The following is a 15136-nucleotide window of genomic DNA, read 5'->3' as shown; positions in this document are numbered from 1 at the left end:
ATCCACAAGTAACAAAATGAGCAAACGAGGTTCACCGTATCTTAGAAAAGCTCTTTTTCAAGCTGCCTTTATTGCTTCCTACTATGACCCTGTATTTTCTACCTACTATCAACAAAAACGAGCAGAGGGTAAGCATCACAAAGTAGCTGTCGGAGCAGTTGCCAGAAAACTATGCCATACCATTCATGCAGTCTTAAAAAACAATACACCATATGAAATCAGACAATAAAAACTAATCTCATATGATTTTAGGCTTGTGAAAACAGGTCTTTTTGTTATGCATAAATTTACATCTGATATTCAAAAACTTTTTCACTTACCTATTGACTTTTAATAGTTGGTCTTTCTATTTTATTTATATGAAAAGTATAAAACTTATACATATACATAAATAAATTGGTTTAATTTTCTATTAAATATTAATTCAATCAAATACTATATATCTATATCAAGATCACACAAATATTTTGGAAAACTAATAAAAAACAGTATATTTTAAACATCTCTCTTTTCGTACAAAAAACAACCTAAATATATTTTATTTTATACTTAGGTTGTTTTCAATATTGTCCTGATGAACGTATGGTTTTTCCCGATAAACGTCATATTTATTTAATAATTAACATATTATATAGCAATATTTCAACAGTAAAATAATTGACATCACAGGAATAGCTTATATCGCCCTTATATCTTTCGACACACTCCTGCACATTAAGGCTGCCATAGCCATGCTGACCTTTGTCTTTCTTCGACGAGATTAATCTGTTATTTATAATATTTATTTTTTCTGAAACTGGGTTACTAATATTAATAACCATATTTTCATCTAATAGCTTAATTTGTACCTTTATTATTCTCTTACTATAATTCTCTATTTTCACAACTGCTTCTATGGCATTTATAAGCAGATTAGAGAATATGGTACATATGTCCATAGCTGAAAGTTTTATATGTTCAGGCACCATTCCGATCCATAGAAATTGTATATGATTATCTTTATATCTTTCCAGCAAATCATTTACTATAATATTGAGCACTTCATTACCGGTATAAATTTTGAGACTCAATTCCTGAATTGTGCTCTCCATGCTGGTAAGGTATTTTTCCAGTTCATCATATTTTTTTGCTTTACATAAATAAGACATACAATATATATGATTACTAATATCATGTCTAAACTTTTTAGTATTTTCGTCTTTTTCTATCCGGGCCTTATAATATTGTTGCTGTTGTACTAATAGCTTTTCTTTTGCTTCCATCATCTGTCTATATTGTATTTTATCTGCATTGCCCAGAAAGAAAAATATGCATAATAATATAAACACTAACCCGCTTATTGTAAAACCAAAGGTTACTAGATTTCTTACATATGAACCACTCTCTGTTAATCCATATATCTGAATAGGAGCTATATACAACCCACATGCGAATATTCCCAGAATCATCAACAGTATATGTTGGGATTTTAAATATAATCTGATTCTTTCCATATTTAGATCTTTTTTATTTTTAATTAGAACTATTATAAATAGAAGAGGTACAATTAACAAATTACCAATAAACCTTATAAAATAATTATGTATTAACATATCTGTATCAATTTTAAAAAGGAAGGCCAAACCTCCAGACAATATAATATCAATTATACTAAGTAAAATATGAGAAAGAAGAATACCTAAAAATTTTCTGTGTCCGATAAGTACTTGATAAAAAACAAAAATTATAATAATCATAAATAAAAAACTTAATATAGTTTCATTTATTAAACCTATATATGTAATACTAATTACTAAAAACATGCTGATTAATCCTATAAAATAGGTATAATACTTTTTATTTGACTTATAATCTAATAATTTTACTGTAATTAACCCCATTTTAATAAGCTCCAAAAAATAAAGTATAATCCAATAAACTACAAAATACATTTTAACCTCGATTCTGGCGCTTTAACCCTTTTAATAACGATAATAATTTATTAATGAACAATTTTCGCGTCGCAAATCATTTCCCCCATCATTTTGCATTTTTTACTATATAATTTTTCATTGTTACTTTAAAATTATTACTCTTTCGATACGATATTGGGATTTTTATATTATTTTTTAGAATAGCAAAATTATCTTCAATTCTTTTCACATAAGATAAATTTACTAAATATGATTTATGTGTTTGATAAAAAAAGTTCTTCAATTGATTTACCCAATATTTAAGAGGCTTATTGCTTATGTAATATTCATTAGTCATATAGATAGCCGTATTATCTCCAAGAGATTCAATATATATGAGTTCTTTTATGTCCAAAATAGCTTGTCCATTTTTATGCTCTAATATTATTTTAGTCTTACAAAACAATTCTTTTATAACTTCATTTAAAGCTTCTTTCAATTGATTATCGTCTATTGGTTTTAGTAAATAACGGAAAGCCTTTACTTTAAATGCCCTTTGCATATATTCTATTTTACTTGTTAGAAATATGATATATTTGTCATACCCTTCTTTTCTTAGTAATTCAGCAACAGAAAATCCATCTATTTCTGGCATATTAATGTCTAAAAATATAATATCCAAATTTTCTAATTTTTTAAGTAATTCTATTCCATTGTTAAATAATGCAATATCATATTCGATACTACTCTCATTTAATATGGTTATACATTTTTCTTTTATAATCTCTAGTATAATCTCCTCATCATCACATATTGCTATTCGCACAAAACCACTCCCCCTTTATTACTTATTTTTTATTATACCACCTATTTACAAATATGGCAATTTATATACAAATTACAAACAATATTTAGTAATGATAAGAAAGTTCCCTTGATGGAAAATAAAATTTGCTCCTATATATCTACATATTATTTAGAATTACATGAGCATCCTTATTAAACAGTAAAGCTAACAGTATACATTATTTCTATGGTATGTGACTGTTCCAAGCATATAGTTATTCCATAAAATAAGGGGGTGTCGCAAAAATAGCTGATTTATAGTTATTAAGCGACACCTTTCCTTTTTCAGAGAGAATCAGGGTAAAAATCCTTTTGTATGGATTCTAACCCTGATTTTTTGCGTACCTTAATAAAGCCATTCTTTCTGGCCACTTTTTATTAATTCGAATAAATGACTTTCCAGCCTTTCATTCTGGATTTTCCCATGTAGTTTATTGATGTTGTAACCCATACACAGCAATAGAATCTCCAGTTTTACTTTGGTTTTCCCACGCAATAGAAATCTTTGGAATTCATAATCACTTTTCAACACTCCAAATGCACCTTCTACCTGAATCGAACGATTCATCCGATAAAGAATTCCACGCTCACTTGTGATGTTATCATAGGATTTTTGGCGTTTCTCTATAAACTTCTTCGATACATACAGCCGCTTGTTTCCCCTGGCCTTTGTACATTTTTCTTTGTTCTGGCAGTTCCTCAATCCTCGCATTCGTATACCGTTACTTCCGATTCATAGCCGTTTTTGCTCTTTTGTTTCTTTTCGTACAAAGCTTTCAGCTTACGCCCTTCATGACAAATATAGGTATCGGTTTCTTCCTCGTATCTCATATTTTCCCGTTTGCTGATATCCTTCTTAAGCTTCTTTTTTTCTATCTTTCATATATCTGCGCTTTGATATAATAAGTCTGCTGATTCTCATCTAAGAAGCAATACGCTTCCTCGCTTTCATATCCGGCATCTGCTGTCACACTCGAATATTTAAATCCCAGGCTTTCCTCCATGTGTTTCAAGAATGGAACCAGGGTTCACACATCATTCCGGTCCTGAAAGATATATGCTGACACGACATATTCGCTGTCTACTGCAATCTGCACGTTATATCCCGGTTTTATCTATGGCATTTCTCATGTGATCATCTTTCATGTGCATGAACGTCGCATCCACATCTTTTGGAATAACTGTTTCTTCCACGAAATCTTGAGTGATGCAGGTCATAAAGAAGCTGTCTGTCCAGAAACGTCGGAATAGCTCATGATACTTTTGGTGATTGCTTTTGCGTTCTCCTCTACCATAAACAAACGGAATCTCCTGCTTTTTGCAATAGGAATCCAGGAAATCAAACACCTTCTAGCAAATCTTTGCCCCGGCTTTCTTTTTCTATGGAAAAGTCTTTTGTGTATTCCCGGTTTACCAAATCCACAGCCTGAGTGATTTTAGCAAACATTTTTTCTTCCCATTTCCCCACGGACTTTTTCCAGACAAAGGTGTATTTGTTGGCACAAGCTTCCAGCTTAGTTCCATCAATAAATACCGTTTCTTTTCCCAGTTCGCCCATAGCAGCTAAGTTTCTGACCATCTGATAGAACAGATCTTCACAGGCATCAGCAAGGAAGCCGATACGGAATCTTGCAATCGTACTGTGGTCAGGCGCTTTCTGGCCAGCCAGAAGCTACATGAAGTTATATCTCTTTTACAGGCTTTTTCGATTTTTCTGGAAGAATAAATATTTTAGGAATAAGCGTAGGTTAATATCATGAACATGGTCTTAGGGTCTACAGCTCGATTTCTGCCTTTGGCAGAGTAAGCCAGATAAAGCTTTGTGTAATTTAAATCCTCCAATTGGTGGCTCAGCAGTCGGACCGAATCATCTTCAGGAACAAAACCTTCCAAACTTAATGGCAAAACTAGTTAATAAGTTTGGCCAAGTTCGGATTAATCTTAGTGTGGTGTATTTTGTTATTAGCATAATTAATTATACCATGAAAGGTGGGTTCTTCGGAATCTGCCTTTTTCATTTTTTTATACGAAAAAGGAGCCATTGCTCCATAAGTGATAACTCACTTATTTTGCAACGGCCCCTTTATTTAGCAATACCATATTAAAATGTAATCTGATATTAGAATTCCTTATAAAGTTCCTTCTTAGCACCGCAAACCGGGCAATTATCCGGAGCACCATCAAGTACTGTATGTCCGCAGATTGGGCAGATATATACGCCTTTAAATTCCATGTCTTTGCCTTCCTTGGCTTCTTTTTGTGCTTGAGCAAATAGATCTGCATGAATTTTCTCTGCTTCTAAGGCAAAATGGAAGGATCTCATGGCTCCTTTTTCATCTTGAAATTCTGCTGCATTTAGGTATACCGGGTACATTTGCTCTACTTCATGCAATTCACCGTTGATGGCACCTTGCAAATTATCTACTGTTTTACCAGTTCCAAAAACTGCACCTGCCACTACAGTTGCATCTGCCGGAGTCTCTCCATCTATTTCTTTGTAGTGATTATTTGCATGTACTTGTTCTGCGTAAGCAATGGCTTCAAATAGTCTTCCAATATTCTTAAACCCTTCTTTTTCAGCCATAGCAGCCCATGTTAAGTACCTCATATGAGCCATACTTTCTCCGCCATATGCAGAATGTAAGTAATCATTAGTCATTGCATTTTTTACTGCCATAATATTACCTCCTTATTATTTATAAAATTTAAAATTGCTACCTTATATTATTGTTTTACTATTTGTAAATTATACTATAATTGTACAAAAATTACTTTTATAAGTCAATGTATTTGCACTCTTATATTTGATAGCACAATATATACACTTTGTTCATTCAAAAACAAAAAATTTTTAAAATATATATTGTTTACCAATAACCAGACATTTTGAGTTGACACCATGTCCAATTTCTTCTGTTTTCCCAATGGGCAACTTCACATCCCCTACAATGTTAATCACCAATTCTTCTATGGTAGGGCGTAATTTTTCTTTCTCCATTTTGGTAAAAGTACCAAGGAGTATACCATTAATCTTTTGGAACACGCCCATTTGTTTATATTGATTCAGGTAAGTGGTCATTAATCCTACGTCTCCCCCCAGACTCTCCAGGAACAATATTTTATTCCTAAAATCAGGCATGTACGGTGTTCCTGCCAGTTTCAAAAAACATCTGATATTTCCGCCTACAACAATGCCTTTCATTCCTTCTCCTTGCAGAAATGTATAATTTATGTCATATAATTCGTTGCTATTATGGAACAGGGAATGAACAAATCTCTCTTGTTGTTCTTCTCTCTCATCATAGACTAGATTTCTTAACTGATATAAATAAGAGTAGTATCCTGTTTGAGAATATAATGAATTGATAATTGTAGTTAAATCGCTATACCCAAAGAAGGGCTTATAGTTCTTCTTTATAACTTGAAAGTCTAAATAAGGAAGAATCTCATTGGCAATGTCTCCACCTGAAATATCAAATATAGCTTTAATCTGTGGATCTAAATAAAAATCCATAAGAGCTTTACCTCTGTCCAAAGCATCCCCGCTAAATACAGAGTACTTTTCATAAAGAAAATCACTGCATATCGGTATTAGCCTAAACCTTTCTACAATTCTAAGTAATTCATCTATATTTGTTTTATTGGACATTGATAATGCATTGGAACAACCTACAATGCCCACTTTATCTCCCTGTCTTAGTAACATTCTTACACCTCATATCTTCTGTTTGCAGATGCCACAAATAACGGTTGAAAAATCATTTTATGGCATTCTTTCTATTTATATATCTTTTCAATCCTTGATAGAATCACTTATATAAATTCTTTTTATCTTTATATAACTATCAACCTTTAAAATATGTGCTGCCTTGTGTCATCCTATGAAGAAGTTTAATTTCCAATGAACCCATTATAAATTCATAGACAATTTATAAAATCACTTACTCCATTGGAGGTTTCTTTTTAGAGTTCTCATTAATTTTTTTAATAATATAATCATATCCATTTTCAGAATGGTGAATAATACACTTACTGCAATCCTTCATCCCATCCTCAAGAACTGTGTAAATTCCTCCACAATTATCTAAATAGTAGAGGGGACAGAAGCAAAACAGACAATTTATATTCATCAAATCATGACATGGATAGTATTCGCATTCTTTATTGGTAAAAAATTTATAACTCATTGGATTCTCCTACGTATAAATATTTCTTAATTCCTTATTCGTATGTACAAATATATTTCAATTTGATTTGCTATTCTTTTATATTATATTAAATATGATATAATATAAAAATGGCAAGTGGAGTAGCAAGTTCTTGATCATGCTCATAATATAATAAATAAAATTAGGACATACAAAACAGGGTACTCACACAGCAAACTTATTCACAAACACTAAGTTGAGCCTCTAAATCATGAACATGCTCTATATTCATGATATACTATTATATATTATTAAGTTTAAAAATAGAATACTACAAAAGAATTATCTGGAAATAAAAGCTAAAAACATGGAGGAATTTTATGATTATAGGCAGTGCTAAAATTATTATACACGTACCATGGGTACATTCCTTAAAAGAAAAAAGAATGACAGTAAAAAGTCTTTGTGCTAAAGTTTCTAATAAATTCAATGTATCTATAGCTGAAGTAGAAAATCAGGATATGCATCAAAGTATTGGACTTGGTATTGCATGTGTTACAACAGATTCCAGAATTGCAGATAGTATGATTGATACCATCTTAAATTTCATAGAAAGTAATACCGAAGGAGAGATTATGCATGTGGAAAGAGAAATATTATAGAATACAATTCCTACTCTCTTCTTAAATAGGAATATATTCCTATTAATAATTTTTTAATACATCCATTTTGATCGTAACTAAGTCCCCATAGGTATAATCATCCCTACACATTACTTCTACAGTATAGTAGGCCTATTTCTCCTGTATATACCAGTCAATTTCTGGTTAAACTACTCCCCTGTTTAACCTCAGGTGCTTCCTTGTATTCCATATGGTATCCTCTTATTAGTTAAATGATATATTTCCTCAATCCTCTGTTTAACTCTTTTATCATAACGGCAGATAACGCTGAACATATGAAATTCTTTCTCCATTTCCTAATTTTCCCTATTTTCAACATTATAACTGCAATACTTATTCTTATTCAACAATTACTATTTAATTTTAATACAGATTATAATGTACTTTTTATTTTTTTTGGTATTTTTTGCATTATTTGGTAATATTAGTATTTACATATTGTTTGTCCAAAATATTTATGCTAATATACTTTTAATATATATCGGTTTAAAATAGCAACTGTAACTATTAACTTTTTCTAACGTATAGGAGGATTATATGAAATTAAAATTGCAGCGAATTCTTTGTTTTTCTTTGTTAGTTTTTATCCTTTTTCCTTCAATCTCTATTCATGCGGCAGAAGTAACACCTTTATCCAATTCTATGACACTCAGTGAAATGACTGAGCCGCCATATCCGTTTTGGAAAGATTACAAAAATTATTCACAAAGTGGTACAAGAGTATATTACATAGGTAAAATTTATGAAAACAAATGGTATGCCAATGCTGGACAAAAGCCAGATTCCGGTGATCCCTGGGTGTTAGTAGGTGATGCAGAATGGACCGTTCCTGAGGATGAAAAGAATTATCAAAAGGAAGAAGGTTCTGCAGCAATAAACAAAATATTAACAGATTCTGAGATCCTTTCCTTATACGGGGGTATTAATCCAGAGTATTCACCTGAAAATGCCCTTAACAGACTGAACCAACTTATACAAGAGTCAGCCTATAATGAGCTTTTCCCATACCGCTTCGGCTCTCCGGAATGGAAGAATTGTTCCGCAACTGCACAGTACTATCCAGACACTTCTAATATTCCAGATTATTATTCTTACAATAATCTAAAGGAAGCTCTTAGAACTTTGGCAAATACCATTGTTAAAGTTCAATGGTATGAAGGATCAGAATGGTGCTACCGTATTATTCGTTTGGACAAGACTACAAAGGAACAAAGACTGACTTATTCCGATCCGAACTTTGACGCTGAATGGCTTCAATCAAAGACTCTCCTAACTAAAATATGTGACTATGGCTCCTTTCTGGCTGTAGGTGATATCAATACACAAAAAAGAGAATTGGCAGGTTTTCTAGCTAATATATCCCATGAAACCGGTGGTGGTACAATCGGCGGTGAAGTGGAAAATGATTCTTTAACTGGACTTTACTTTAATGAAGAGGTAGGTTATATCGGTTCAAATGCTATAGGTTATGTACAAAGCACCGGAACAAATTACCTCCCTGTAGCCGGAAAGAGTTACCATGGTCGAGGACCAATTCAATTATCCTACAATTATAATTATGGCCTTTGCTCTGATGTTATTTTAGGCGATAGTTCTATACTTTTAAAAAACCCTGAATCCCTTACAAGTAATGGTGTACTAGGTTTCATGACCGGTATATGGTTCTGGATGACACCGCAACCTCCAAAACCTTCTTGCCACGAAGTAATCACCGGAATCTGGGAACCAAAAGCAGGCAGCCCAAATGCACAATATAACGGTAATTTTGGATTAACCATTGTGATAATCAACAATGAATCCGGACAGTCAGAAAACGGAACTGGAGCAGTTGCCCGCCGAGCAAGATATTACCGGATTTTTTCACAAAAGATGAATGCTAATATTCAAGGAGAGCAATGTGATACGGTTGGCATGACAACATTTGTACAATAACTATCCATATTTTGAGGGTGTTCCTTTTAGTAAGTTTTAGAACTTAAAAAGGAAACACCCTCAATTGAATAAGAATAAATAATCTTCAAAACTATATTTTGATGTTAAACTATTAGCATTGCATCACCAAAACTAAAGAAACGATATCTTTCTTTAACCGCTGCGTCATATGCCTGTAATACATGTTCTCTTCCTGCTAAAGCAGAAACTAACATAATTAAAGTAGACTCCGGCAAGTGGAAATTGGTTATTAAGGCATCAAGCACTTTGAATTTGTATCCCGGATATATGAATATCTCCGTATTGCCGCTGCCCGGCTTTACCATACCGTCCTCTCCTGCTGCTGATTCTACAGTTCTACAGCTTGTAGTTCCTACACAGATGATTCTTCCGCCATTCTTCTTGGTATTATTAATCTTTTCTGCTTCCTCCTCCTCAATATGATAGAATTCTGAATGCATATGATGTTCTTTAATATTTTCAACTTTTACCGGTCTGAAAGTTCCAAGACCTACATGGAGAGTAACATTAGCAATTGTTACCTCTTTTGCAGCGATCTGCTCCAATAATTCTTTTGTAAAGTGCAGACCTGCTGTAGGAGCAGCTGCGGAACCTTCATGCTTAGCATAAACGGTTTGATAGCGGTTCTTATCTTTTAGCTGATGGGTAATATAAGGTGGTAGAGGCATCTGTCCAAGTTTATCTAATATTTCTTCAAATATTCCTTCGTAATAAAACTTTACCAACCGGTTGCCTTCATCCACTACTTTAATAATTTCTCCAACCAGTAAACCATCTCCAAAGCTGATTCGATCGCCTGTTTTTGCTTTCTTTCCGGGTTTTACCAATGTCTCCCATACATCATTTTCTTGTCTTTTTAAGAGAAGCAGCTCAACTTTAGCTCCGCTTCCTTCTCTTTCACCAATAAGTCTTGCAGGGATTACTTTCGTATTATTGATAACAAGGCAGTCTCCTTCCTTCAGATAATCAATAATATCTTTAAAAACTTTATGTTCTAATTCCCCAGTTTCTTTATCCAATACTAACAATCTGGAACTGGAACGATCCTCTAACGGATCTTGTGCTATCAGCTCTTCCGGTAAATAAAAATTAAAATCTTCCTTTGTCATACTGCTCTCCTAATCTGTTCTGGCATTTGATAATACAAGATATCATCTGCACTCTATGTGTTGTTATCTTACTTTTGTTCCGGTAAAATAGTGTTCCAGAATTTCTTTATAGGTAAATCCAGCCTCTGCCATTCCTTTGGCTCCGGATTGACTCATACCAACACCGTGCCCATAACCTTGTCCTGCAAAATAAATAGTGTTATTGTTTTTGGGTACGATCCTGGGAAAATTGGTTCGATTATCTTCACTTAAAACAATATATTGTTCCAAAGATTGGCTGGCTTTTTTCACCTGATAGTTTCCGTCGATTACGTAACTATTACTTATTTGTTTTCTTTCACTTCCGGAGCTTCCTTGCATAACCACGGTATCCGGTTTATCTCCATATTTTATCACTTTAAACTTCGTACTATATAAGGATAAGGCAGTGCGAATGATCTCAGTTTGCAATACCACATTTTTTTTGGTTCCTTTTATCCTTAATGAATATACTCTTCCTGAGCTGGTACGTATTTCCGGAATTACTTCCAATACACTTCCTACCTGCATTCCTCTATCTAAAAGTTTAGAATATATCTCTGATTTTGTAAGTTTAACTATCCAAGGTTTCAGTTCCGGTTCATTTTCATACAAATCAGGAACACTTCTAAGGTAAGGGGAGGTGATACTCCACACATCTTCCACATTTTCCGTACTTCCACCGCTGGTGGAGGAATAGTAGGTGGAAATAATTTTATTATTATAGGTTACCGTTTCTCCTTTTGTTTCATTCACAGCCTGATTGGTTGCCTTGGTTTCTACATTATATCCTTTATAAACTTGACTCTTTGTTGTATCGTCTATTTTGTAAGGTTTATTCACAGTGGAGTCACTGCGAAAACCGGCTTTTAGTATAGCATAACCTCTGGCACAGACTGCCTGTGCTTTTAAGGCTTCTTTGGGCCAACTGCTGCTTACTTCACCGGGCACTACTCCATATAAATACTCTTCCAAATTCACAATATTTACTGCTTTTAAAGAATTACTTTTATATCTTCCAATTTCAATTCGCCCCCGGTATTGAAAGGATTCTAAATCCAGGAGGGGAACTCCAGAAGAATTATAAGTACTGGAAACAAACTGTGGGTAGGCCATATATTTATCTACATCAATTAGAAAACAGTCTCCCTGGCCTTCTACCAATATGCGGTATTGATTGTCCTTCATAATATCCGAATAGGTAAAACCAAAACGTCCGGTAACCTTACCAAGCTGTACTTTCACACTCTCCTTATCGGTGCTTCCTCCTATGTAAACATTCCATGTATTGCGGTACAATATAACCGGATAAGCATTCACATCAAGCTCTTTTAATGACTCTACAACCTGCTTTGCCTGACTGTAATTTTTAAAGACTTTCTGAACACTAAAATAATACCCTTGGGCAGGTGAAAAAGAAAAGCCCGAATTACTGACCAAATCAACTTCTTCCCGAAACCCGTTATTAACAGAATAGCCCATTCCAATTCTTTTAGTCTTTATGGTAATTTTGCTCCGGTCTTTAAAACGGCTTTCTAATCCTACCCGGATGTACTGCTGATCTGTTGCTGCCTGAACATTGGGAACCATAAATGTTCCCAAAATAATAAAAATTATCAATATTATTAATTTATTATATTTCTTCAAGCAATCACCTAATTTCTTTTGTATTTCGCCGATTTTACGTTAATTTATTATTTCATTTATTTTGTATTCTGTTTACCTGTATCTAAGTTATTGTAATTTCCTATTGTACTTTTTCTATTACATTTTATCTATAGTTATCATTATAGTTAATTTATTATTCGAAAAACAATGACCTGAAGAAGTTCATAAGCTCATAATTCATTATTATTAGATTCTTCGTTATTAGACATCCTGCAATACTCAGAATAACATCTTAAAATTTTTCATTAGACTTCCTGTTATTACATATCATCTTCACTACTGCCATCATTTTCATTAAATAGATCATATTCCTCTAAAAAGTTATACATTTTATTTTTCTTCTGATACCCGATTACCGTATCCAGATTTACATTATGCATACTTCGAAAGATATTCATATCAATAATGGAATTGGTCTGACGAAACTTCTTAATCAGCTCTTTCATTTCCACACGTTTAGAGCCTCCACCATTATCACCAAGTACGCAGTTCTCTGTAAAACGGCATGCACATTGAATAAATTGAAGATTATTATATTTCTTCCATGCAATAATATCTGCTTCCTTTACCATATATAATGGTCTTATTAATTCCATCCCTTTATAGTTGGTACTATGGAGTTTCGGCATCATACCTTTTACCTGTCCGCTATATAACATACTCATTAAAGTGGTTTCTATAACATCGTCAAAATGATGGCCTAACGCAATCTTATTACAACCCAATGCCTGAGCATTTTTATAGAGATAACCCCTTCTCATTCTGGCACATAAGTAACAAGGGGAATCATCTACAGTTGCCACTATATCGAATATATCGGATTCAAATATCTTAATGGGAATATTTAAATATTCTGCATTATCCAATATTACCTGTCTGTTATATGGGTTGTAACCCGGGTCCATAACAAGATACTCTGCTTCAAATTTTACTTTGCCATGCTTTTGTAATTCCTGCATACATTTTGCAAGGAGCATGGAATCTTTCCCTCCGGAGATACAAACTGCAATTTTATCTCCTTCTTGGATTAGTTGATAATCATTAACTGCAGTTATAAATTTTCTCCATATCTCTTTTCGGAATCTTTTTATAATACTTCTTTCTACATCTTTATAATTTTCCATACATATCCTCTTTCTTATAAGTAACTGTCAAACCAATTTTATTTCATAGATGTCAGGCACCTATCCAATTTATCCATAAATTCTTTTATTTCTTCTCTTGTAGTTAAATGGCTAAGGCTGATCCGCAAGGTTGATAAAGCCAGCTTTTTATCTTTTGTTATGGCATATACCGGTCTGGATACCGTATTGGGCGCACAACAAGCGGATTTTGTGGCTACGTATATATTTTCTTTATCTAATTCTCCCTGCAATTTGTTTGTATTTATTCCTTTTATACTAATGTTGAGTATAAAGGGAGAACCCTCCTTAGGAGTATTGATTTTAACTATATCATATACAGATAAACTGTCTCTCAATTCATTGTTTAATTCCTTTACATAATCATATCTTTTATCCAATTCATCCAAAGAAATTGTAAGAGCCTTTTGTAATGCTGCAGCCAAGCTAAGGGCAGGAGTACCGCTGCGGAAAGTGGTTGTACTTAGTCCTCCGTGAATCAAAGGTTCCAGCATAAGGGATTCTTTCTTTAATAAGATACCGCTTCCATTGATTCCATAAAACTTATGAGCGGAGAAAGTCATTAAATCCGCAGGTTCAAATGTTACAGGAATCTTACCGACTGCCTGGGTGCCATCTACATGAAAATAACAGTGTGACTTTCCATGGACGATCTTACTAATTTCTTCTATTGGCTGTATAGTTCCTACTTCACTGTCTACATAACAAACGGATACTAATATAGTATCCTCTCTGATTAATTCTTTTAAATGTTCCAAGTCCACTTGCCCATTCTCTGAAATATTAACAAAATCAACTTCGAATCCGCTGTTCTGTAATGCGGTAACCGGCCCCGTTACGGAAGCATGTTCCAAATAGGTTGTAATAATGTGTTTACCATATCTGGAGTATCTTTCTGCCATTCCTTTTATAGCCATATTGTTGGATTCACTGGCACCAGAAGTATAGATTACTTCATTCTCTTTTGCCCCCAATAAATTCCCGATCTCTATGGTAGACTGTCTCATACGTTCATTTGCGTCGGCACCCGCTCTATATGGTGAGTTTGGATTACCTATATATTTTAAAGATACTTCACAAAACGTGTCCAGCACCTTAGGGTCAACAGGGGTGTTGGCTGCATAATCTAAATAAATCATAGTAACACCTTTCTAATCTATTGCGATTTCATCTTATAATGTTGCGCTGTACTTTAAATTTTTCATAAGCACAGCCAGATGAACTAACTTATAGTTTTATATTATAATAATTACCTAAATTATTTTACTCTATCTATTGGAACAATTCAAGACAATCCTTCATTTCACCATGTTATGATTTCATTTAAAGTATCCCTCCCATACAATTCACTTTTTACGGTTCTATAATAAGTGTTGGGGTGTACGAAAAAACTCGTATACTCTAACATTTTATTTTATAATAAAAGAAAAACCTCCAAGCGTCAGTCTCACAAACATCACTCGGAGGTGCAAATACATGCAACCTAATTATATCAGATTATTATTAAATTTAGAAGATATTAAAATATTTAAAATTACACATTCAGATACTTGTGTAAATATTTTTATTGAGACAACTCCAAAACCGCATATATGCCCATGCTGTGGTAACTCAACGAAGCGAATTCATGACTATCGTATGCAGAAGATAAAAGATCTTCCTTTTCAGTTAAAGAAT

Annotated in this window: 13 protein-coding genes and 1 pseudogene; 4 read left to right on the top strand and 10 right to left on the bottom strand. The window is 33.4% G+C overall.

Going from position 1 to position 15136, the window contains the following annotated elements; all coding sequences use genetic code 11:
* The coding region (locus BM183_RS19625; RefSeq protein WP_139221517.1) for a transposase at nucleotides 1–229 on the top strand (229 nt) is incomplete at its 5' end.
* A gap of 379 nt (nucleotides 230–608) precedes the next feature.
* On the opposite strand, the gene BM183_RS19620 is transcribed toward BM183_RS19625, so the two are convergent.
* The 6 genes and pseudogenes from BM183_RS19620 to BM183_RS19595 all read right to left on the bottom strand — a co-directional run bounded on the left by BM183_RS19620 (nucleotide 609) and on the right by BM183_RS19595 (nucleotide 6925).
* A complete protein-coding gene (locus tag BM183_RS19620; protein WP_170848092.1) occupies nucleotides 609–1880 on the bottom strand; it encodes a sensor histidine kinase in 1272 nt (423 codons plus the stop codon).
* Between the two features lie 139 nt (nucleotides 1881–2019).
* Nucleotides 2020–2718, bottom strand: a complete 699-nt coding sequence (locus BM183_RS19615) for a LytR/AlgR family response regulator transcription factor (RefSeq protein ID WP_091689168.1) — start codon at nucleotides 2716–2718, stop codon at nucleotides 2020–2022.
* Nucleotides 2719–3084: 366 nt separating this feature from the next.
* A pseudogene (locus BM183_RS19610) lies at nucleotides 3085–4649 on the bottom strand (IS1182 family transposase); the annotation flags it as partial.
* Nucleotides 4650–4857: 208 nt separating this feature from the next.
* The gene (locus tag BM183_RS19605) at nucleotides 4858–5415 is read right to left on the bottom strand and encodes a rubrerythrin family protein (RefSeq protein WP_091689166.1); all 558 of its coding nucleotides are present in this window, start codon (nucleotides 5413–5415) and stop codon (nucleotides 4858–4860) included.
* A gap of 174 nt (nucleotides 5416–5589) precedes the next feature.
* Nucleotides 5590–6444, bottom strand: coding sequence for a S66 family peptidase (locus BM183_RS19600; protein WP_091689164.1), 855 nt, complete (start codon nucleotides 6442–6444; stop codon nucleotides 5590–5592).
* 235 nt (nucleotides 6445–6679) lie between these two features.
* Nucleotides 6680–6925 carry a cysteine-rich small domain-containing protein gene (locus BM183_RS19595; RefSeq protein ID WP_091689162.1) on the bottom strand — a complete coding sequence of 82 codons (246 nt, stop codon included), beginning with the start codon at nucleotides 6923–6925 and terminating at the stop codon, nucleotides 6680–6682.
* A 341-nt stretch (nucleotides 6926–7266) separates the two neighbouring features.
* Between BM183_RS19595 and BM183_RS19590 the strand changes: the two genes are divergently transcribed.
* Complete coding sequence (locus BM183_RS19590; RefSeq protein ID WP_091689160.1) at nucleotides 7267–7548, top strand: DUF503 domain-containing protein; 282 nt, start codon at nucleotides 7267–7269, stop codon at nucleotides 7546–7548.
* Nucleotides 7549–8106: 558 nt separating this feature from the next.
* Entirely contained in the window at nucleotides 8107–9501 is a 1395-nt protein-coding gene (locus BM183_RS19585; RefSeq protein WP_091689158.1) for a chitinase, read from the top strand.
* Between the two features lie 104 nt (nucleotides 9502–9605).
* Here BM183_RS19585 and queA read toward each other — a convergent pair whose 3' ends face one another.
* From queA to BM183_RS19565, 4 genes are all read right to left on the bottom strand, one after another.
* Nucleotides 9606–10631: a tRNA preQ1(34) S-adenosylmethionine ribosyltransferase-isomerase QueA gene (queA, locus tag BM183_RS19580; protein ID WP_091689156.1), complete on the bottom strand. Its 1026-nt coding sequence runs from the start codon at nucleotides 10629–10631 to the stop codon at nucleotides 9606–9608.
* A 63-nt stretch (nucleotides 10632–10694) separates the two neighbouring features.
* Nucleotides 10695–12296, bottom strand: coding sequence for a SpoIID/LytB domain-containing protein (locus BM183_RS19575; RefSeq protein ID WP_091689154.1), 1602 nt, complete (start codon nucleotides 12294–12296; stop codon nucleotides 10695–10697).
* A gap of 281 nt (nucleotides 12297–12577) precedes the next feature.
* Nucleotides 12578–13441 (bottom strand): tRNA 2-thiocytidine biosynthesis TtcA family protein, encoded by an 864-nt coding sequence (locus BM183_RS19570; protein ID WP_091689152.1) that lies wholly within the window; start codon nucleotides 13439–13441, stop codon nucleotides 12578–12580.
* Between the two features lie 38 nt (nucleotides 13442–13479).
* Nucleotides 13480–14598, bottom strand: a complete 1119-nt coding sequence (locus BM183_RS19565; RefSeq protein ID WP_091689150.1) for a cysteine desulfurase family protein — start codon at nucleotides 14596–14598, stop codon at nucleotides 13480–13482.
* A gap of 337 nt (nucleotides 14599–14935) precedes the next feature.
* Between BM183_RS19565 and BM183_RS19560 the strand changes: the two genes are divergently transcribed.
* On the top strand, nucleotides 14936–15136 hold a 201-nt coding region (locus tag BM183_RS19560), incomplete at its 3' end, for a transposase family protein (protein WP_139221562.1).

The sequence above is a fragment of the Anaerocolumna aminovalerica genome, from assembly GCF_900115365.1.
In the GTDB taxonomy this organism is placed as follows: Bacteria; Bacillota; Clostridia; order Lachnospirales; family Lachnospiraceae; genus Anaerocolumna; species Anaerocolumna aminovalerica.
The sequence above is the reverse complement of the archived record's forward strand: the minus strand, read 5'-3'. Positions and strand labels throughout refer to the sequence as shown.

Excerpts from the sequence above, each read along its gene's own strand:
- BM183_RS19620 (WP_170848092.1), bottom strand. The coding sequence starts at position 1,880 with ATGGGGTTAATTACAGTAAAATTATTAGATTATAAGTCAAATAAAAAG.
- BM183_RS19605 (WP_091689166.1), bottom strand. The coding sequence starts at position 5,415 with ATGGCAGTAAAAAATGCAATGACTAATGATTACTTACATTCTGCATAT.
- BM183_RS19600 (WP_091689164.1), bottom strand. The coding sequence starts at position 6,444 with ATGTTACTAAGACAGGGAGATAAAGTGGGCATTGTAGGTTGTTCCAAT.
- BM183_RS19595 (WP_091689162.1), bottom strand. The coding sequence starts at position 6,925 with ATGAGTTATAAATTTTTTACCAATAAAGAATGCGAATACTATCCATGT.
- BM183_RS19590 (WP_091689160.1), top strand. The coding sequence starts at position 7,267 with ATGATTATAGGCAGTGCTAAAATTATTATACACGTACCATGGGTACAT.
- BM183_RS19585 (WP_091689158.1), top strand. The coding sequence starts at position 8,107 with ATGAAATTAAAATTGCAGCGAATTCTTTGTTTTTCTTTGTTAGTTTTT.
- queA (WP_091689156.1), bottom strand. The coding sequence starts at position 10,631 with ATGACAAAGGAAGATTTTAATTTTTATTTACCGGAAGAGCTGATAGCA.
- BM183_RS19570 (WP_091689152.1), bottom strand. The coding sequence starts at position 13,441 with ATGGAAAATTATAAAGATGTAGAAAGAAGTATTATAAAAAGATTCCGA.
- BM183_RS19565 (WP_091689150.1), bottom strand. The coding sequence starts at position 14,598 with ATGATTTATTTAGATTATGCAGCCAACACCCCTGTTGACCCTAAGGTG.